Raw genomic sequence first — 20,222 nt, 5'->3', positions numbered from 1 at the left:
CATTGCCTGACCGGAGCGGTCTACTGGGCTGCACGTATAGCCGGGCGAAGGGGTGCGTCCGCAGATCCGGGAGGAATCATGCCGGCACCCGCAGGCCATCAACGCGGCATCGTGGCGGTGGGCTACGGCGGGTCTGAAGCCGCGCAGCTCGCCGTTCGCTGGGCCGCCGGTTATGCGGCTGCAACCGGACTCAACCTGCGCGTAGTGCACGCCTGGGTGTGGCCGGTCTTCACCAAGAATCTCGGCCCGGTTAAGGGAGTGGCCGGCAGCGGGCTCCGGCATTCTGCCGAAGCCATCCTTGCCGAAGGTATCGAACTGGCGCGCAGCGCCGTCCTGGAAACAGCCGGCACCGGACCCGCATCCACCACCAAACCCGTGCCCGGCGTCGAGCCCGGTCTCGAACCGGAACCCGCCGAACACCCCGAACCCACCGTCCCCGTCATCCCGGAGGTCGACGGCGTCATCGAGGCCGGGCTGGCCGCGCCGGTACTGCGCGAGGCCGCCCTGGACGCGCAACTGCTGGTGGTCGGCAGCCGGGGGCTCGGCGCCGTCCTGGGCCCGGTGGCGGGTTCGGTGTGCCTTGACCTCGCCGGCTCCGCGCACTGCCCCGTGATGATCATCCGCCGGCCGCGCATCCCCGGCGGCCCCGTCGTGGCGGGAGTGGATGCCTCGCCCCGCAGCCCCGCAGTCCTGGCCGGGGCCGTCCGGCTGGCCGGCGTCCTCGGCGGCCCGCTGCGGCTCGTCCACGTGGACCCGCATGGCGGGGCGCGGGACGACCACGGCCGCCACGGGGCGCTCCACGGTCAGGAACTTCTGGACCGTGCCGTTGACGAGGCCCGCGGGCTGGCTTCAGGGCTGGAGGTTTCCGGTGTGCTGTGCGAGGGCCATGCGGCCGCCCGGGAGCTTCTCGCCGCCGCAGCGGACGCCGATGTGCTGGTGCTTGGGACCCACAACCCGGCGGCCGGGCCCGGCAACACGGTCTCCGCCGTGCTCCATAAGGCCCGCTGCAACGTGCTGGTCAGCCGTTAGCCGCGCCGGAGAAGCAGGACCGGACGAACCAGGGAGTTACCAGGAGAAGGAGGCCGCAGTGCGTGCCTGGCGGGTAGGCGTTCCCGGACCCATGTCCGGCGGGCCCCTCGTGGCCGCCGACTGCCCGGATCCCGTGCCCGCGCGCGGAGAGATCCTGCTTAAGGTCAGGGTCTGCGGCGTGTGCCGCACGGACCTGCACCTGGCCGAGGGCGACCTTGAACCGCGGCACCCCGGGACCATCCCGGGTCACGAAGTGGTCGGCGAGGTGATCGGGCTCGGCCCGGGGGCCGCCAGGTTCGGCCTCGGCGAGCGGGTGGGGGTGGCCTGGCTGGGCGGCACCTGCGGGAGCTGCCGCTTCTGCCTGCGCGGACAGGAGAACCTGTGTCTGTCCCCCACATTCACCGGCTGGGACCGCGACGGCGGATACGCCGAGCTCATCACCGTGGCCGAGAACTTCGCCTACCGGCTCCCGGAGGTCTTCAGCGACGAACAGGTGGCGCCGCTTTTGTGCGCAGGAATCATCGGCTACCGGGCGCTGAGCCGGGCCGAGCTGCCGATCGGCGGCCGGCTGGGCATCTACGGCTTCGGCGGCTCCGCGCATCTGGCGGCCCAGATCGCCCTTTACCGCGGTGCCCGGGTGTACGTCATGACCCGGTCCGCGGAGGCCCGCGGGCTGGCCATGGAGCTGGGCGCGACGTTCGCCGGCGGCGCCGAGGACCAGCCGCCGGACCCGCTGGACGCCGCGATCCTGTTTGCGCCCGCCGGCACCCTGGTGCCGGTGGCGCTCCGGGCCCTGGACCGCGGTGGGACGCTCGCCGTCGCGGGCATCCACCTCAGCGACATCCCGCCCCTGCGCTACAGCGACGACCTCTTCCAGGAGCGCCAACTGCGCAGTGTCACGGCCAATACCAGGGCCGACGGCGAGGAATTCTTCCGCATCGCCGCCGAGATCCCGTTGCGCCCCACCACGGTGGCGTACCCGTTCGAGGCGGCGGACCAGGCCCTGCGGGACCTGGCCGGGGACCGGATCACGGGCGCGGCGGTGCTGCACATGGATCGGGGCACGCCAGCGACGTAGCCGCAACCTGCCGCCCGTCAGCCGGTCGCCCGTCAGCGGCCGGGCGGGGACCGAAGAGGAACTCATACTCTTTGCCGGCCCGCAGCAGCACCTTTTCCGCTCCGACCCGCACCAGTACGGGGGCGGCGTCCCCCGGAGCGGCGGACACGCGCAGCCTGTCCGTGCCGAGGTGCACGGCCAGCAGCTGGTCCCGGTAGCGGACCTGGAACTCCACCCGGGACAGCTCCGCCGGCAGCCGCGGGGTGAAGTCCAGGGCGTCCCGGGTGATCCGCAGCCCGGCGAAGCTGCGCTGGACGACGTCGATCGACCCGGCCATGGCGCCCAGGTGGATGCCCGAACTCGTGGTGCCGCCCTGGGTGTCGTCCAGGTCCGTGTCCAGGGCTTCCCGGAACGTGGCCCACGCCTGCTCCGGGTCCCGCTGTGCCAGCACCGAGGCGTGGGCCACCCTGCTGAGGGTGGAGCCGTGCGCGGTCCGGGCCAGGTAGTAGTCCACGGTGGCCGCGATCTGCGCCCGGTCGACGGCGTACCCCATCCGGCGCAGGAACCCCAGGAGCTGGTCCTCGCCCAGGACGTACAGGAGCATGAGGACATCCGCCTGTTTCGCGAGCCGGTAATGGTTGGTGCTGTCCCCCTCCGCTTCCAGGATCAGGTCCAGCCGTTCGATGTTGCGGTACGCGCGGCGGTAATGCTTCCAGTCCAGTTCCCGGAGCGCGCCATAGCCGTCGAACTGGCTGATGATGCCGCCGTCGTGGAAAGGCACGAACATGCGCCGGCTCAGGTGGGCCCAGGCGGCGACCTCCCCGGCCGTGATGCCCAGCCGCGAGCGCAGCTCGTCCATGTCGAAGCCCCGGACGGAATGCATGATCCAGACCGCCTGGTCGAATACCCAGGCTGCCATGATGTTGGTGTAGGCGTTGTCGTCCAGTCCTCCGCCGGGGTTGCCAGGGGGGCCGGTGTGGTACTCGTCGGGGCCCATGACGCCCCGGATGTGGAACCGGTCCTCGGCGGCGTCGTGCTCCGCGAGGGAGGCGAACAGCCGGGCGACATCCACCACGATCTCGGCCCCGTGCCGGGTCAGCCATCCCCTGTCCTGGGTCGCTTCGAAGTACTGCCAGGCGTTGTAGGCCACGGCGAGGCCCACATGCCGCTGCAGGTGGGAGTAGTCCGGCACCCAGTGCCCGGAGAGCCTGTTGAACAGGAATTTGGGTGTCTGTTCGGTGCCGTCGCTGCCGCTCTGCCAGGGAAAGAGGGCGCCGCTCAGCCCGGCCTTGCGGGCGGCGTCGCGCGCTGTCCCCAGCCGCCGCCAGCGGTAGTCAATGAGTTCGCGGGCGACGGCGGGCAGCCGGGAGTTCAGGACGGGCAGGACGAACAGCTCATCCCAGAAGATGTGCCCCCGGTAGCCTTCGCCGTGGAGCCCGCGGGCAGGGACGCCGGCGTCGAGCTCGGCCGTGTGGGTGGTGAGGGTCTGCAGCAGGTGGAAGACGTGCAGGTTGAGGATCAGCTGGGCTTGGGACGGGGCGTCGGAGTCGATGATGAACGGCGCGAGCAGGAGGCTCCACGCCGCCTCATGTTCGGCCAGCAAGGTGCCGAAGTCCCGGGGTGTCCGCGCCAGCACGGCGAGCGCCGCAGAGACAGGCGAGGCGATGGCGTGGTCCCGGGAGGTGGCGACGGCTGCCGTCTTGGTCACCGTGACGGGGACGCCGTCCGTAACGGCCAGCTCGAAGCGGTGGCCGTGCATCCCGCCGCCAGGTTCGTGGACCCCGCGGGGTCCGGTTTGCTCCGCCCCGCCGGAAATCCGGGTCCGCAGCGCCAGGGCGATCCCGATCCTGCTTCCGCGCGTCCGTACCTGGACCGTCAGTTCCGCAGTGCCCGGGCCGTCCTCTGAGGCGGACACCGCCACCGCTGTCAGGTGCCGGTTGGCCAGCTGGGCGTCCTCGGGCACGTTGGAGTTGGTGACGGCCGTGTCGCAGCCGCTGCGGACGCTGATGTTCCCGCTCCACCCGAGCGCGGTCAGGGTGGTCTCCATCGCCGCCAGGTGGGGTTCGGCCATGGAGACGATTCTGCGCTGGAGCACCTGCAGTTGCCGCCCGGCGTCGTCCTCCAGCAGCGCTTCCCGGCTCAACAGGGCGCGTTTGAGATCCAGGGTGCGGCGCTCGCTCCGGAGCGTCAGGCCGCCGCCGGACCACCACGCGGCGCCGCCCACCCTGACGTCCAGCGGCAGCCAGTCCGGGATGTTGACCATGTGCTCGTCCACCGTCTCCTCGCCCTGGACGACGCTGGCGAGGGTGCTGTAAATGCCCGCCAGGTAGGTGCCCGGATAGTGGACCTCCCCTGCCCGGTGTTCGGGTGCGGCGCCGCGGGTGGCGAGGTAACCGTTCCCGAGCGTGGTCAGTGCCTCCCGGTGTCCTTCGTGGGCCGGGTCGAATCCCTCGTAGACCAGCAGCCAGGGGTGCGTGATGACCAGCCCGATGTCCAGTTCGCTGACGTCTTCAACCACGACGTCGGCGCCCGCGGCTTCCAGCTCGGCCCGCCGTCCGACCCGGTCGAGGCCCACCACGAGACCGAACCCGCCCCGCCGCCCGGCTTCGACGCCGGACGCCGCGGCGGCAATCACCATGGCGCGGGCCGGGGTGATCTCCAGCCGGCGGACGGCCTCGAGGGCCAGGGCAGGTGCCGGCATTCCGGCGACGTCACGGTCCAGGGCCGTCTGCCCGTCGACGACGTGGTCAAAGACATCCCCGAGTGCGGCCGCAGCCAGGACGGCGGCGGCGTTGCGGCTGGAGGTGGCCAGGACCACCGGGATCCGGCCCGCCCGGAGCCGTTCAAGGAGCGCGACGGTGCCGGGGAAGACCGGGACCGGGCCGCCGGCGAGCATGGCTTCGAACATGGCGTCCTGGCGGCGCGCGAGCCCGGACGCCGTCCACTCCGACGGACTGTCCGCGGGCAGGCCGCGGGCAATGGCGGCGCCGCGGGAGGCCAGGAACGTGGCCACGCCGTCCTCCCCGGTCCGGCCCTCGACGCACCGGGCGAGTTCGTCGTCCGTGACGGGTGCGCGCAGGGCGTCGGCGGGAAGCCGGGGGTCCTGCAAGACGTCGTCGAGGAGCTGCTTCCAGGCTGCTGCGCGCAGCTCGGCGGTGTCGGTCACGACGCCGTCGAGTTCGAAGATCACGGCGTCGACGGGCGCCAGCGCGGCGGCAACTGTGGGCGACTCCGTCATGGCCCTGTCCTACCAGCCATCCGCGGGCGGCGACAGTGGCGTTCGGCCCGGGCAAAGCGTCGGCCTCCAGGCCCCGGGGCCGCGGGAGCAGCGCAGTAGGATTCAAGTAGTCGATGACACGACGCCGAAAGCGGGACTTGCGTGAAATTCGTGCTCCGGTATCCACTCGTGGCCGGGACCCTCGTTGCCCTCCTGGCGGTGCTGGCCCTCCTGGCCGCGGGCCAGGAAGGCATCGCCCAGGTCGCCGCGAGCGTCTATGCCCTGGCCGTGGCAGCCTACCTCGCTGTCGGGATGGTGCGCCGGCTGGCCGGTGGGCAATGGGGCATCGACATCCTCGCCGTCACCGCGATCATCAGTACCGTGCTCGTGGGTGAGTACATCGCCTCCATGATCATCGTGCTGATGCTCGCCGGCGGCACGGCCCTCGAGGACTACGCTGCCGGCCGGGCCAAGGGCGAGCTGACGGCCCTGCTGGAACGCGTCCCGCAGATCGCCCACCGGGAGCGGAACGGCACCCCCGGCCCCGGAGCTGACACCGCCGGAACCGACACAGCCGCCGCCAACGGCGGCGCTCAAACCGACGGCCAGCACGAGGACATCGCGGCCACCGACGTCGAAATCGGAGACATCCTGCTGGTCCGCCCCGGCGAGGTGGTCCCGCTGGACGGCGTCCTGCTCTCCGAGTCGGGGTCGTTCGACGAATCCTCCCTCACCGGCGAAAGCCTGCCGGTGGAACGGACCGCCGGGGACGGCCTCATGAGCGGGTCGCTGAACGGTGAGGCCGCGATCCGGATGCGGGTCACGGCACGTATGGAGGACTCGCAGTACAGTCGGATCGTCGCCCTCGTGAAGGAAGCGGCGGACAGCAAGGCGCCCATGGTCCGGCTGGCCGACCGCTACGCCGTCCCGTTCACCGCCCTCGCTTACATTCTCGGCGCGGTGGGCTGGATCATCAGCGGCAACCCGGCACGCTTCGCCGAGGTCCTGGTGGTGGCCACGCCGTGCCCGCTGCTGATCGCTGCGCCGGTGGCGTTCCTGGGCGGCATGAGCCGGGCCGCGCGTTCGGGCATCATCGTCAAGTACGCCGGGGTGCTGGAGCAGCTGGGCCGGATCAAGACTGTGGCGTTCGACAAGACCGGAACCCTGACCTACGGCCGGCCTGCCCTGGTGGGCATCCGGGCCGCCGGGCAGCTCTCGGAGGACCAGGTGTTGCAGCTGGCCGCCTCCGCCGAACAGTATTCCTCCCATGTCCTGGCGGCCTCGGTCATGGATGCCGCCCGCTCCCGCGCCCTGCCGTTTGCGGCCGCCACCGAGGCCACCGAATTCGCCACCCATGGGGTGCGCGCCCGGTTCGACGGCCAGGACGTGGTGGTGGGCAAGCCCGCGTTCGTGGCGGAGTGGGCCTCCGGTGTGGCCGAGACGGACCTGACCAGCGGCGAGCTCGCCATCTATGTCGGCGCGGGCGGCGAATTCGTCGGCTCCCTCGTGATGAGCGACCCCATCCGCCAGGAGACCCGCCGCACCCTCGGCGAGCTCAAAGAGCTGGGCGTGGGCCAGACGATCATGCTGACCGGCGACGCCCTTGCCACCGCCCGGCACATCGCGGACGAGGCCGGGCTGACCGATGTCCGTGCCGAGTGCCTCCCGCCGGATAAGGTCGAGGCCGTCCGGTCGCTGCCGGACCGCCCGGTCATGATGGTCGGCGACGGCGTCAATGACGCCCCCGTCCTGGCGGTCGCCGACGTCGGCATCGCGATGGGGGCCCGCGGCTCGACGGCGGCCGGCGAGTCGGCCGACGTCGTGATCATCCTCGATGACCTCTCCAAGGTGGCATCGGCCGTGCGGATCGGGCAACGCACGGTGCAGGTGGCCCTGCAGAGCATCTGGATCGGCATCACGCTCAGCGTGGTCCTCATGATCGCCGCCGCCGCAGGCTACGTGCCGGCCATCGCCGGCGCCCTGACCCAGGAGCTCGTGGACCTCGCCACCATCCTCAACGCCCTGCGGGCCCTTGGCCCCGGGCGCCACGGCGCAGGCCGCGCGGCACCGGCCCGGGAAGGTGCCCGGCGGGCGCCGCTACCGGGCTGACGCCGGCTTCGCCGCACCTGATCCGGCTGACGCTTCCGTGGCGGCCACTGACTGTTCCGCTTCCGCGATCCGCGGCACGGTCTTGAGGTAGCTGTCCGGGTTCAGGGAGATCGAGTCGATCCCTTCCCGGACCAGGAACGCCGCGAACTCCGGATGGTTGCTGGGGCCCTGCCCGCAAATGCCGATCTTGATGCCGCCGGCGTGCGCCTTCCGGATGGCCTCGCTGATCATGGCCATCACTGCCTCGTCCCGCTCGTCGAAGAGCGCCGCGAGCGTACCGGAGTCACGGTCCACGCCCAGGACCAGCTGGGTGAGGTCGTTGGAGCCGATCGAGAAACCGTCGAAGCGCGTGGCGAACTTCTCGGCCAGGACCACGTTGGACGGGATTTCACACATCATGTAGACCTGCAGCCCGTTCCTGCCGCGGACCAGGCCGTGCTCAGCCATGACGGCAAGGACCTTGTCCGCTTCCCGGGGCGTGCGGCAAAACGGCACCATCACAATGACGTTCGTGAACCCGAGCTTTTCGCGGACGCGCCGGAGCGCGGCGCATTCGAGCGCGAATCCCTCGCGGTAGCGGTCGTCGTAGTAGCGCGAGGCGCCGCGGAAGCCCAGCATGGGGTTCTCCTCCGGCTCCTCAAACGCGGGCCCGCCGAGCAGGTGGGCGTACTCGTTGGTCTTGAAGTCGCTGAGCCGGACAATGACCGGGCGGGGATAGTACGGCGCGGCGATCTTGGCGATGCCCAGCGACAGCGCGTCCACGAAGTAGCCTGTGGGGTCCGCGTACCCCTGCGCCAGCTCCCGGATCTGCCGCGCCTCGGCCGGGTCGGTGACCCGTTCCGGGTGGACCAGGGCCATGGGGTGGACGCGGATCAGGCTGCTGATGATGAATTCCATCCGGGCGAGCCCGACGCCGTCGGCCGGCAGCCGCCACCACTGGAAGGCAGCGGCCGGGCTGGCGATGTTGACCATGACGGCGGTGCGTGTTTCGGGCAGCCCGCCGAGGTCCACGTCCTCGGTTTCGAAGGCCAGGGTGCCGTCGTAGACGCGGCCCGCGTCGCCCTCGGCGCAGGAGATCGTCACGGCTCGGCCCTCGGCCAGGACGGCCGTGGCGTTGCCGGTTCCGACGACGGCGGGCACGCCCAGTTCGCGGCTGACGATCGCCGCGTGGCTGGTCGGGCCGCCGTGGTCGGTGACGATCCCGGCGGCCCGTTTCATGATGGGCACCCAGTCGGGGTCGGTCATTTCGGTCACCAGGATGGCGCCGTCGCGGAACGCCGCGATGTCCGCCGTGGTCCGGATGACGCACACCGTGCCGTGCGCGATCGAGTCCCCGACCGCCGCGCCGGCGGCCAGCACCGTCCCCTGTTCCAGGAGGTGGTGGATGGTGAAGTGCGGGCCGGTCCGGCGTGACTGGACGGTCTCGGGCCGGGCCTGGACCATGAAGAGCTCCCCGGTTTCGCCGTCGCGGGCCCATTCCATGTCCATGGGCCGGCCGTAGTGGTTTTCGACGCTGACGGCCCAGCGGGCGAGGGCCAGGATCTCGGCGTCGTCCAGCACGAACGCCCGGCGTTCGGCCTCCGAGGTGTCCACCATCCGGGTGCGGGCGCTCCCGCCGCGGCTGTAGACCATCTTGCGGGCCTTGGAGCCGAGGGCTTTCTCGATGATCGGGGCGATGCCCTGCGCGGCCGCGGATTCGGTGAGGAGCGGCTTGAAGACCAGGTATTTGTCCGGGTTGATGGTGCCCTGGACCACGGTTTCGCCGAGGCCCCAGGCCGCACTGATCACGGCGGCCCGGGGGAAGCCCGAATCGGTGTCGATGGAGAACATCACCCCGGAGGCGCCGACGTCGGAGCGCACCATCCGCTGGACACCGATCGAGAGGGCGACGTCCATGTGGTCGAATCCTTTGACCTCGCGGTAGCTGATGGCCCGGTCTGTGAACAGGGAGGCGTAGCAGCGGCGGCAGGCGTCCAGGAGTTCCCGCTCGCCGGCGATGTTCAGGAACGTCTCCTGCTGGCCGGCAAAGCTGGCGTCCGGCAGGTCCTCGGCGGTGGCGCTGCTGCGGACGGCGACCGAGAGCCGGTCCACGCCCGCCCGCTCCCCCAGCTCCCGGTAGTGCGTGCGGATGGACGCGGCGATGTCGTCGGGGAACTCGCTGGCCAGGAACAGTTCCCGGACGGCCTCCCCGGTGGCCCGCAGCGTGGCGCCCCCGGACCGGTAGGCCGCAATGCGCGAGCGCATGGCGGCCTCGATCCCGTTGGCGGCGATGAAGGTCCGGTACGCGGCGGCTGTGGTGGCGAACCCGTCGGGGACCCGGACCCCCTCGGTCTGCAGGGCGCGGATGAGCTCGCCGAGCGAGGCGTTCTTTCCGCCGACCGCAGGGACGTCGCCCATGCCGATCTCGTCAAACCGCATCACGGGGGATTCAGGCATGTCGGGGCTCCTGTGTGTTGTTGATGGACCCATCGTGCGCGGGACGCGCCTCCCGCGGTCAGGGGCTTTGGACCCGCGTGGCACCGCTGCCGGCGGGGGACCCGGTCCGGCGGTGCCGGACGATCTTGTACAGCCAGTCGGCGAGCAGGACGGCGGGGACCGCGGCCATCGCCACCGCCAGCCCGCCCGGCGTCGGCGGGGCGTGACCCAGCAGCGCCGCCACCGGCCCGACGAACAGGAACACGCACAGCAGCCCGAGCTCGGCCAGCACGGCCCACACCAGCAGCCTGTTGGTGAACCAGCCCAGCCGCCAGGGCGGCACGGTGGCGCTGCGGCAGGCGAACGCGTTTGCCAGCTGGGCCAGGACAACGGTGGTGAAGGCGGCGCCGGAGGCCGCCATGAGCACATCTGCGACCGGCAGTTCCGCGCCGGGCCGCCACCCCGCACCGAGTAGGACCACCGTGTACGCGGTCATTTCCATCACGGCTTCCACCGGTCCCAGCAGCCCGAACACCCGGAACATCAGGGCGCGGTCCATCAGGTGCCGGCGCTCGGGCGGCCGCTTGAGCGTGCCCTTGCTGGGCGCCTCGCTGCCCAGGGCCAGGGCGGGCAGCAGGTCGGTGCCGATGTCCAGGGCCAGGATCTGCAGCACGCCCAGCGCCAGCGGGAAGTGGCCGCCGGACAGGGCCCAGATGACGAAGGGCGTGAGTTCGGCGACGTTGTCGGTCAGGTGGTAAGTCAGGAAGCGGCGGATGTTCGCGTAGGTGGCGCGGCCCTGCTCCACGGCGGCAATGATGGTGGCGAAGTCGTCGTCGAGCAGCACGAGGTCCGCGGCCTCACGGGCGACGTCGGTGCCGCTCAGGCCCATCGCAACCCCGATATCGGCTTGCTGCAGCGCCGGGCCGTCATTGACGCCGTCGCCCGTCATGGCCAAGACATGCCCGCGCGCCTGCAGCAGCCGGGCCACCCGCAGTTTCTGTTCCGGCGTCACCCGGCTGACCACCACCCCGTCACGGTCCAGCAGGGCCGTCAGGACGGCGTCGTCCGCGGGCAGGTCGGGTCCTTGCAGCACGGTTTCCGTGGCGCCGAGCAGCCCGGTCTCCCGGGCGATGGCGGCGGCCGTGAAGGCGTGGTCGCCGGTCACCATGGCCACCTTGATCCCGGCGTCACGGGCGGCCGCGAGCGCCACCTTCACCTCGGCCCGCGGAGGATCGTGCAGGCCCATCAGGCCCAGCAGCGTCAGCCCGGTCTCCGCCTCCTCCAGCTTGAACGCGGTGCCCGGCGGTCCCGGCAGGCTGCGCCGGGCGACGGCGAGTACCCGCAGGCCGTGCGAGGCCATCTCATCGACCATGGCCAGCGCCTGCTCCGTGCCCGGCCCCGCGCCCGGCCCCGCGCCCCGTCCGGTGCCGGCGCCGTTGCCGGTTCCCGCGCACAGGGGGATCACCGACTCCGGGGCACCTTTCATGTACAGGGTGGTGCCGACGATGGCCGACTCCCGCAACCGGCGGGGGTCGAACGCGAACCGGTGCGACGGCGTCGGCTGTTCCCGGGGATCGGCCCCGCCGGTTCCGGCGGCGAGGCGGCTGGCGAGCGCGTCGATGGCAGCCTCCATTGGGTCGCCTTCGGCTATCCAGCGGCCCTCGTGGAGGACGGCGCGCCCCACCGAGGCGGCACGTGCCGCCAGGCTGAGCCGGCCGGCCTCCGCCATGCCGCTGCCCGTGATGACGGCCTCGGGGTTGTAGCCCTGCCCGTCGATGGCCAGGAGCCCGGCCGGGGTCCAGACTTCGACGACGTTCATCCGGTTCTGTGTGAGGGTGCCGGTCTTGTCCGTGCAGATGAAGGTCGTGGAGCCGAGGGTTTCCACGGCCTGGAGGTTGCGCACCAGGGCGTTGCGTTTGGCCATCCGCTGCGCGCCGACGGCCAGGGAGAGCGTGACCGTGGGCAGCAGGCCCTCCGGGACCAGCGCGACGGCCACGCCGATCGCGAACAGGAAGGCATCGCGCCAGGAGATGCCGACAAGGAGAGAGAGCACGAAGAACAGGGCGCCGATGCCCAGGGCCATGGTGGCGGTGATGCGGACGATTCTTTGCAGTTCCTGCGCCAGCGGGCTGGGCGGGGGTTCGACCTTGCCGGTCAGGGCGGCGATCTCGGCGAGCCTGGTCCGGTCCCCGGTCACCGAGACCACTCCCTCGGCATGGCCGTTGACCAGGAACGTCCCGCCAAAAGCCGTGTCCCCCGGGGTCTTGGCGACCGCCTCGCTCTCGCCCGTGAGCATCGACTCGTCCACCTCGCAGCTGGTGGCAAGGGCCAGGCGGACATCCGCCGGGACGCGGTCGCCGGCTACCAGGACCACGACGTCGTCCGGCACGAGTTCGGAGGAGTGGACCTTGATGACGCGGCCGTCCCGGCGCACCGAGACCAGGGCGGGGAGCAGTTCGCGGAGCTTGGCGGCGGCGTGCTGGGCCCGCGCCTGCTGGATGTAGGCGAAGACCCCGTTGACCACGATCACCACCATGATGGCGATCGCCAGCTGCGGCATTCCGGCGACGAAGGCCAATCCGGCCGCGACCCACAGCATGATCGCGAAGAAGTGAGTCAGCTCGGCCAGGAGCCGCCGCCAGCCCGGGACCGGGCGGGGTTCAGGGAGTTTGTTGGCGCCGACTTCCTTCAGCCGCCGGGCAGCTTCCTCGGCGCTGAGGCCGGCAACGGCTGACAGCGAGTCCTGCCCCGCGGCCGGAGTCACGCCCCCGCACCGCCCCTCACGGGCACTGCCGGCCGCCGGCCCTGCTCAGGGACCTCATGAATCGAGCATGCTGCCGGCCGACGGGGCCGGTAAGGGCCAAAGGTCCACTGCCCCCGGATCGGGATCCGCCGTCGAACTCGCCGGAAAGGCCCCGGATCGCCGGAAGCTTCCTGGCGAACTGGACGCATTCCGGCGAATTCGCGGCCGCCGGGGTCCGGCCCTACTCGGCGGCCCGGACGCCGAACTCCCCCTGGAGCCGCACCCGGGCGCCGCGCTCAACCAGGGTGGGGATAAACGTCCGGATCCGGCCCGCGTTCAGGGCCTCGAATTCCTCTCCGACAATCCCGGCGATGTGGATCCGGGGAACGTGCGGGAAGCGGGTCGAGAGGCGGTCAACGACTTGATCCATGCCGCTTTCATCAATGCGGCCTTCATTGATGCCGGGTTCATCAATGCGGTTTCCATCAATGCGGTGTTCATTCGCAGCGTCGGTCACTCCATCAGTGTGGAGCGGCCGGGTCCGGGCGTCAATGAACTGTCGGCCGGCCGCGCCAGCCTGCCCAGGCTTCGCAGGTAGGTGCCGAAGCCGTGCGGCGCCCGCGCGTGGGTCCGGCCGGAGGTCACGACCCGGGTGCTGTCCGTGGCCGTGACCGTGAAAGCGCGGCTCCGGAGGTTGTGGACGAGGGCCCGGTCCTCTTCGGACGTGATCCGCTCGAACCCTCCGGCGGCCAGGTAGGCGGAGGCCCGGACCCCGAAATTCGCGCCGTAGATGTGGGGGTGGTCTTCGTGGAACGGGTGCCGTTCGCGCCAGCGCCGCAGCAGCTCGGGGTCCATGCCGGCCGGGTCCGGTTCCACGGATCCCAGCACCGCGTCGGCCCCGGCCTCGGCGAACTCAAGCTGGCGGACCAGCCAGTTTTCCGGGACCCGGGAATCGGCGTCGGTGTTGGCCAGCCAGGTCCGGCCTTCCCAGGGGGCCGGAGTCCTCCGCTGCCCTGGCGGCCGCCGCCGGGGCATACCGATGCCCGCGGCCCGGACACCGGCGGCCCGGCTGGCGCCGGCGCTGCGGTAGGCGACTTCCAGGACGCTGAACCGCGGGTCCACCGCGGCGTAGCGGGCCGCAATGACCGCGGAGCCGTCCGTGCAGCTGTCCAGCACCACGGTTACCCGGACGTCGACGCCGGAACGGGCCGGGTCCAGGGCATCCGCGGCCCGCTGCACGGCCCGCAGCGCCTGTTCAAGGTGGGCTTCCTCGTTGTGGGCGGGCACGACGACGGCGACCCTCTCGATGCGGTGCCCGCGTGGCAGCGGCAGCGCCGCCATCCCGCTCACCGCCTCCGTTCGCGGGCGCCAGGCTCCGGCGCGGGCTCCGGCGCGGGGTCCGGGGCAAGAAGCACCTCGAGGACAAAGTCGGTTTCCTGGTAGACCCCGCGGCTGGTCCAGCCCAGCTGCTGCCGGGCGGCGGCGTGCACCGCGTCGCCGTCGAGTTCCCAGCCGGAAACGGGGTGCCGCCAGTGGCACAGCAGGAGGGTTCCGCCGGGCACGAGCGCTGCCTTGATCCGGCCGAGCAGCCGGGCGAGTTCTGCCGGCGAGAGGTAGTAGCCCACTTCCGAGACCACGATCAGGTCGAATGTCCCGTCCGGCCACTCGTCCGGGACGGTCAGGTGGCGTGTCTGCGCCCCGGACAGGCCGGCGAGCCGCCGGGCGGCGCGGTCCAGGGCCGTGCCGCTGGCATCGACGGCCAGGAAGCGTCCGCACCGCGGCGCAAGCTCCGCACTCAGCGTTCCGATCGAGCAGCCGATCTCCAGTCCGGACGTGTAGCTGCTGCGGGGCAGCGCGGCCAGCGTAAGGGATCGCTTGCGGTGCTCGTACCAGCTGGAGGTGTACTGCCAGGGATCCTCGTCCCGGGCGTGTACGGCGTTGAAGAGACGCTCGGCGTCGCTGGCAGCATAGGGGTGTGTGGAGGAGGTTGCCGGTACGGGGTCCGGGGCATCCGTTTCCGGCGCATCGGTTTCTGGGGCATCCCCGTCCAGAGATTTCCTCTCCGGGGATTTCCTCTCCGGGGCGGGGGTCGGGTGCCAGGCGAACGTCTCCCACGGCCGCGTGAAGTGCGCCAGGAAGTCCGGCGGCAGGAGCACTTCGTCGCCCGGCTGGCCGGACAGCGGCTGCACCTGGGATACATGTGCCGCCATGGCCGCAGCCTTGGCCTGTTGCTCGGCGGGGCGCAGCGGCAGCCGGAACCAGCCGCGCCAAGGGGCCCCGGCAGGGTCAGCCGGCTCGTCCGGCGCGGCCCACAGCCAGTACCAGATGGGGTATTCGAGGAGGGCGTGGCCTGCCGCGGCGCTGAGCTCGGCGGCAACGGCACCGAGGACGTCGTGGTCGGAGTGCCCGTCCGAGCGGTACGGCGCCACAAGAACGACTTCCCCGGGCGCGCGGCCACACCCGGCGGCGGCCTCGCGGACTGCGGCGCGGATCTGGTCCCGGTGGTCGGCGAGCTGCCCGTCGGGCAGGCCCAGGCACCGCCACTCGACGTCTCTGCTCGTCGTCCGCGCCCCGTTCCCGGCCGCGCCCCCGCCTCCGGACAGGTGCGCCATGGCGCTGCCGAATTCCCGGACCCGGACAGCGGCGAGCCGGTCCGGCGTGGTTGTTGGCGAGAAGGGGTGCGAGGCCTCCCCCGCCGTGCATAACAGCACCCGGACGACGGCGCCGACGGCATGCAGCCGGGCAAGCAGCCCGCCGGCGCCGAGCGATTCGTCGTCGGGGTGGGCGGCCAGGACAATGAACGCCCGGCCGGCGAGCCCGGCGTCGTCCAGCGGGAGTTCCGGCAGCTCGGCCACACCGCCGGCGGCCCATGCGGCCTCGCTGGTTCCGGCGTCGTGGTGGGTGAAGCTCACCATGGGGTGTTTCCTGCCAGTAGCAGGGTGCCCAGTTGTGCGTCGTCGCGCATGGCGTGATGCTGGCGGATATACAGGGCGAGGTCAGCCATGCGTTTCCCGTAGGCCTCATCGAAGGCCAGCGGGGCCGGACCCAGGTTCTGGCTCACGAGCGCCTGGATGCGTTCAACGGCCGTGGCCACGCCGCCGCGGACGCGCAGCGCCTCGCGCCATGCGCCGCCGTCGGACAGCTCCCCCGCGTCTATCCGTGCGGCGGTCCGCGCGAGATACCCGGTCAGGGCCGTCAGGGTGCGGTCGATTTCGCCGAGGTGGGCCAGCGCGATCTGGTCCGGCTCACGTCCGCCGTCGGCGGCCTTCTGCAGCGATGCGGCAAAGCTGCGCGCCACCGCGACGCCGCCGCCCAGCCAGCAGGCGGCCACGCCCATGCCGCCCCACGCGAAGCCCGGACGCTGGAAGTACCAGCCGGAGCCGCCCAGCGGCACCGCCTGGACTCCGTCGAAGTGCACCGTGCCGCTGGGGATTTCGCGCAGGCCGCGGCTGGTCCACGCCGGGTCCGAAAAGCTCACGCCGTCGGCGTGGAGGTCGACGGCGAACGCGGCGCGGCCGCTGTCCCCGACGTGGGCGGTCAGCACCGCATGGTCCAGATGCGCGGCCAGCGAGCACCAGGGTTTGGCGCCGCGGAGCTCGAAGCATCCCCCCGTTTCCTTCGCCTCAAGCCGCAGGCCGGGTGCCTCCGCGGCGAAGACGCCCCAGGCGCCGTCAAAGTGGATCCCGGCAAAGTCCGGGCAGTCCCGGCCCTCGTCCGCGGCCAGGCCCGCCGCCTGCGCCAGGATCGCGGCGGCGTCCAGGTGCGGCTCCAGCACCCGGCCGGCAGCGACGTCGACGGCGGCCACGGAGGCCAGAATCTCCCAGAGGAAAGCGGTCCGCCCCTCCCCCGGTTTCGGCGCCGTCGCCGCCACTGTTTTGGCGAGGTCAAGCAGGGCCGGGACATCGCCGATAGCAGCCTGCGCCTCGGACAGCAGAGGCCTGATGGCGTCGAGCTCGGCGGCCGATGAGCTGATTCTCACAGGGCTGATCCTGGCAGGGATGACGTGGTGGGAGGCGGGGGTCCCGTTCATTTCGGCTGCCTGTGTTCCTTTGGGTTCGGCGGTTCTGCTGGGCGGATCCGGCGGCGGGCGGCGCCGCTGCCTAGCAATCTAAGCATACTTAGCACTCCGGTGGGCACGCCCAGTCTCACGAACCGCGACCACTGGACATGCCCTCCCCGTGCCGCGGCCACCGGACATGCCCAGTCGCACGAACCGCGGCCACTGAGCATGCCCTCCCGGTGTCGCGACCACTGGACATGCCCTCCCGAGGCCCCAGCCATTGGACATACCCACCCGCATGACCTGCGACCACCGGACATGCTCTCTCCGTGCCGCGGGCACCGGACATGCCCAGTCGCACGAACCGACGCCACTGGACATGCCCTCCCGGTGACGCGGGCACTGGGCATGGTGCCACTATGCCCAATCCGCGGCTTGAAAAATGGGCATGCTCCGCGGGCCAGCCGGTCGGCGGGGGACATGCCCACTGGGCGGGCCGGTGGCACCGGGCCGGTCGCACCCGGCCGGTCGCACCGGGCCGGCCGCTCCCGCGCTAGCGGACGATCGCCAGGGCGAAGCCGTCCCAGCCTTTCGAGCCCACGGTCTGCATGACGGTGCCGTCGAGCCGGGGGTGGTCGCCGAGCATCCGTAGCGCGCTGATGATGCCGGGCGCGTTCACGGTGTCCATGGTCGCGTCCAGTACGGCCCCCTCCCAGACGACGTTGTCCATCACGATCGCTGTGCCCGGCCGGCCCAGCCGGATGGCCCAGTCCAGGTAGTGGGGGTTGTTTTCCTTGTCGGCGTCGATGAACACGAAATCGAAGGGCGGCCCCGGCTCGCGTTCCAGCTCGCGCAGGGTGTCCAGTGCCGCGCCCACCCTGATGTCGACCTTGTGGCCCAGACCGGCGTCGTCAATGTTGGCGCGCGCCACGCGGGCGTGCCGGGGCAGGTACTCGCACGTGACGAGGCGGCCGTCGTCGGGCAGTCCCTGGGCCATCCAAATGGTGCTGAAGCCGGCCAGGGTGCCGATCTCCAGAACCCGGCGGGCGCCGGAGAGCTGGACCAGAAGTTTCAGGAGCTTGCCGGCGTTGGGAGCCACCTCGATGGGCGGCATGCCCGCCTCAAGGGCGGTGGTCACCGCGCGTTGGAGTTCAGGGCCCGGACGGACCACGACGTCGGACAGGAAGTTCTCCACGGCCACCCAGCCGGGAGCGGGCTGATGCTCGATCATGCCCCCAGTGTTCCAGCCGTCCGGGCCCGGCGGTAGACTCCCGGAGCCGGTGCCAGCCCAGGGCCTGGTGCCCTACTGTTCCTGTCCGCCGAGCGCGTTTTCCAGCCGCTCCACCTTGCCCGTGAGCTCGCCGCTGTACCCGGGGCGGATGTCCGCTTTGAGGACCAGTGAGACGCGGGAACCGTAGGCGCCCACCGCGTCGGTGGCCCGCTTGACGACGTCCATGACTTCGTCCCACTCGCCCTCAATCTCGGTGAACATGGAACTCGTCCGGTTGGGCAGCCCGGACTCCCGGACGATCCGCACGGCAGCCGCGACGGCGTCATGGACCGAAGCGTCGCCGGGCGCCTGGCCGTTGGCGGGATCGCCGGAGGGTGCTACGGAGAATGCGACGAGCATGTGCTGGTTCCTTTCACTGGGTCCGGACCGGCAGTCGGAATTGTCGGGCCGTCCCGCACCAGTCTTTCACGGGCGGCGTTGTTAGGCTCGAGCTGACAGTTCCAGCCGTGGCCGTCCCAACCGTGAGCGAGGTTCCGTGAAGCCTGACCACTATGACAGTTTCGCCGAGAGCTACTCGGCGGAGAACGAGTCCAGCCTCCTCAACGCCTACTACGAGCGCCCGGCGATGATTGGCCTCGCCGGCGACGTCGACGGCCGCCGGGTCCTGGACGCAGGGTGCGGCTCCGGGCCGCTGTCCGCGGCCTTGAGCGCTAAAGGCGCGATCATGACGGGCTTCGATGCCAGTCCCGCGATGCTCGAATTGGCACGGCAGCGCTTGGGCCCGGCCGCGGACCTGCACGTGGCAGACCTGAGCAAGCCGCTGCCCTTCGCCGATGGCTCCTTCGACGACGTCGTCTCGTCCCTGGTCCTGCACTATCTGCAGGACTGGTCAGCGCCGCTTGCCGAACTGCGGCGCGTGCTGAAGCCCGGCGGGCGCCTGATTCTGTCGGTCAACCACCCCACGGTCAGCGTGGTCACCCAGCCAACCGAGGACTACTTCGCCGTCCGGCAGTACTCGGAGGATTATGAATTCGACGGTGAGCCTGCGGTGCTGACCTTCTGGCACCGGCCCCTTCACGCGATGATCAGCGCCTTCACGTCGGCAGGTTACCGAGTGGCCGCCGTGAGCGAACCGGAACCGGCTCCGGACACACCGCACGAACTCCTTCCGCCGCGCATCCTCAGCGGCGAACGGACAGCGTTCCTGTCCTTCATCTTCTTCGTCCTGGAAGCCGGTTGAGGGCAGGCCTCCGCACCCTCCGGCACCGGAATGGGCGCCCGGAATCGTCACATAAAGGACTACCCGGCGGTAACAGCTGCGCCGGGCCCGCGCGTTGCTAACCTAGGCAAATGAACCGGGCAGTAGACCGCAGGCCGCTCCGTGCAGACGCCGCGCGCAACGTGGACAAGATCATCTCCGCGGCCCGCGAATGCTTCCGCGAGCACGGCCCCGAAGTGCCGCTGCAGACCATCGCGCTCACCGCCGGGGTGGGGCCGGCCACCCTCTTCCGGAACTTCGCCGACAAGGAAGACCTGGTGCTCGCCGCCCTGAACCGGCAGCTCCGGCTCCAGGTGGACCCGGCCATCGACCAGGCCCTGGCCGACCCCGACGCCGCCACCGGCCTTTTCCGGGTCATCGATGCCACCATGCGCGTCGCCAGCGAGGAAGCGAACCTCCTGGGTGCGGTCGCGGGCCGGCGGGGGCTGCTGACCGGAATCACCGGCGGCCTGATTGAATCCATCGCCGTCCTGCTGGGCCGCGGGCAGGGCCAGGGCACGCTGCGCAGCGACATCTCGATGACGGACATGATCCGCCTCCTGGCCATGCTGATCGGCGTCGTGGACACCATGGAACCGGGCTCCGATGCCTGGCGTCGCCCCGTGGCGCTGGTCGAAGACGCCATCCGCACGGAACGCCCGGACCGGGCACTGCCGCCGCAGGCTCCGCTGCCGGGCACCGCGTTCGACGCCGTATTGGGGTAGCGGGTAAATTCGGGCCCATGGGATGGGAAACCCTCGCCGGGGTCATCGGCGGCCTGCTGGTGGTCTACGCGATCCTGCTGGTCCTGCTGTGGGCCTATGCCCGCCGGCACCCCGATACCGTCACCATGAAGGACGCCCTGCGGCTGCTCCCGGACCTGTTGCGGCTCATCCGCCACCTGCTGGCTGACAAGACCGTGGCGGTCGGGGTCCGGGTCCTGCTGGTGCTGCTCCTGGTCTATCTCGCCTCACCGATCGACCTCGTTCCGGACTTCATTCCGGTGATCGGCTACGCCGATGACGTTGTGATCGTGGCGCTCGTGCTGCGCTCGGTGGTCGCCAGCGCCGGCGCCGACGCCGTCCGGCGCCACTGGCCCGGCACCGCGGAAGGCCTGGCCGTCATCCTGAAGCTCGCCGGCCTCGGAACGCCCGCCTGACCGC

General features: G+C 71.2%; 15 protein-coding genes. 6 read left to right on the top strand and 9 right to left on the bottom strand.

Annotated features, from left to right (window positions below):
- Positions 1–78: 78 nt before the first annotated feature.
- Together CFN17_RS08500 and CFN17_RS08495 are read left to right on the top strand one after the other, a co-directional pair.
- Entirely contained in the window at positions 79–1,029 is a 951-nt protein-coding gene (locus tag CFN17_RS08500; protein ID WP_208750974.1) for a universal stress protein, read from the top strand.
- A gap of 58 nt (positions 1,030–1,087) precedes the next feature.
- Positions 1,088–2,107 carry a zinc-dependent alcohol dehydrogenase family protein gene (locus tag CFN17_RS08495; RefSeq protein WP_208750973.1) on the top strand — a complete coding sequence of 340 codons (1,020 nt, stop codon included), beginning with the start codon at positions 1,088–1,090 and terminating at the stop codon, positions 2,105–2,107.
- On the opposite strand, the gene CFN17_RS08490 is transcribed toward CFN17_RS08495, so the two are convergent.
- On the bottom strand, positions 2,058–5,324 hold the full coding sequence (locus CFN17_RS08490) for an HAD family hydrolase (protein ID WP_208750972.1): 3,267 nt from the start codon (positions 5,322–5,324) through the stop codon (positions 2,058–2,060). The two genes, CFN17_RS08495 and CFN17_RS08490, sit on opposite strands and share 50 nt — an antisense overlap.
- A gap of 141 nt (positions 5,325–5,465) precedes the next feature.
- Here CFN17_RS08490 and CFN17_RS08485 point away from each other — a divergent pair, with 141 nt between their 5' ends.
- The gene (locus CFN17_RS08485) at positions 5,466–7,412 is read left to right on the top strand and encodes a heavy metal translocating P-type ATPase (RefSeq protein WP_208750971.1); all 1,947 of its coding nucleotides are present in this window, start codon (positions 5,466–5,468) and stop codon (positions 7,410–7,412) included.
- Here CFN17_RS08485 and ppsA read toward each other — a convergent pair.
- From ppsA to CFN17_RS08445, 8 genes are all read right to left on the bottom strand, one after another.
- Complete coding sequence (gene ppsA / locus CFN17_RS08480; protein ID WP_208750970.1) at positions 7,401–9,848, bottom strand: phosphoenolpyruvate synthase; 2,448 nt, start codon at positions 9,846–9,848, stop codon at positions 7,401–7,403. The genes CFN17_RS08485 and ppsA overlap by 12 nt on opposite strands.
- A 58-nt stretch (positions 9,849–9,906) precedes the next feature.
- Positions 9,907–12,591, bottom strand: a complete 2,685-nt coding sequence (locus CFN17_RS08475) for a cation-transporting P-type ATPase (RefSeq protein WP_208750969.1) — start codon at positions 12,589–12,591, stop codon at positions 9,907–9,909.
- 220 nt (positions 12,592–12,811) lie between these two features.
- Positions 12,812–13,000, bottom strand: coding sequence for a three-helix bundle dimerization domain-containing protein (locus CFN17_RS08470; RefSeq protein WP_208750968.1), 189 nt, complete (start codon positions 12,998–13,000; stop codon positions 12,812–12,814).
- 83 nt (positions 13,001–13,083) lie between these two features.
- Positions 13,084–13,911 carry a glycosyltransferase family 2 protein gene (locus CFN17_RS08465; RefSeq protein WP_208751403.1) on the bottom strand — a complete coding sequence of 276 codons (828 nt, stop codon included), beginning with the start codon at positions 13,909–13,911 and terminating at the stop codon, positions 13,084–13,086.
- A 5-nt stretch (positions 13,912–13,916) separates the two neighbouring features.
- On the bottom strand, positions 13,917–15,485 hold the full coding sequence (locus CFN17_RS08460) for a bifunctional PIG-L family deacetylase/class I SAM-dependent methyltransferase (protein WP_208750967.1): 1,569 nt from the start codon (positions 15,483–15,485) through the stop codon (positions 13,917–13,919).
- Positions 15,479–16,600: an acyl-CoA dehydrogenase family protein gene (locus tag CFN17_RS08455; RefSeq protein ID WP_208750966.1), complete on the bottom strand. Its 1,122-nt coding sequence runs from the start codon at positions 16,598–16,600 to the stop codon at positions 15,479–15,481. The genes CFN17_RS08460 and CFN17_RS08455 overlap by 7 nt, the downstream gene beginning before the upstream one ends.
- A gap of 523 nt (positions 16,601–17,123) precedes the next feature.
- Positions 17,124–17,801: an O-methyltransferase gene (locus tag CFN17_RS08450; RefSeq protein ID WP_208750965.1), complete on the bottom strand. Its 678-nt coding sequence runs from the start codon at positions 17,799–17,801 to the stop codon at positions 17,124–17,126.
- A gap of 72 nt (positions 17,802–17,873) precedes the next feature.
- Entirely contained in the window at positions 17,874–18,200 is a 327-nt protein-coding gene (locus tag CFN17_RS08445) for a thiamine-binding protein (protein WP_208750964.1), read from the bottom strand.
- A 136-nt stretch (positions 18,201–18,336) separates the two neighbouring features.
- Between CFN17_RS08445 and CFN17_RS08440 the strand changes: the two genes are divergently transcribed.
- From CFN17_RS08440 to CFN17_RS08430, 3 genes are all read left to right on the top strand, one after another.
- The gene (locus tag CFN17_RS08440) at positions 18,337–19,041 is read left to right on the top strand and encodes a class I SAM-dependent methyltransferase (protein WP_208750963.1); all 705 of its coding nucleotides are present in this window, start codon (positions 18,337–18,339) and stop codon (positions 19,039–19,041) included.
- Between the two features lie 110 nt (positions 19,042–19,151).
- Entirely contained in the window at positions 19,152–19,784 is a 633-nt protein-coding gene (locus tag CFN17_RS08435; RefSeq protein ID WP_208750962.1) for a TetR/AcrR family transcriptional regulator, read from the top strand.
- 17 nt (positions 19,785–19,801) lie between these two features.
- A complete protein-coding gene (locus CFN17_RS08430) occupies positions 19,802–20,218 on the top strand; it encodes a YkvA family protein (protein WP_208750961.1) in 417 nt (138 codons plus the stop codon).
- Positions 20,219–20,222: the final 4 nt, after the last annotated feature.

Source organism: Arthrobacter sp. PM3 (assembly GCF_003352915.1).
GTDB lineage: Bacteria > Actinomycetota > Actinomycetes > Actinomycetales > Micrococcaceae > Arthrobacter.
The sequence above is the reverse complement of the archived record's forward strand: the minus strand, read 5'-3'. Positions and strand labels throughout refer to the sequence as shown.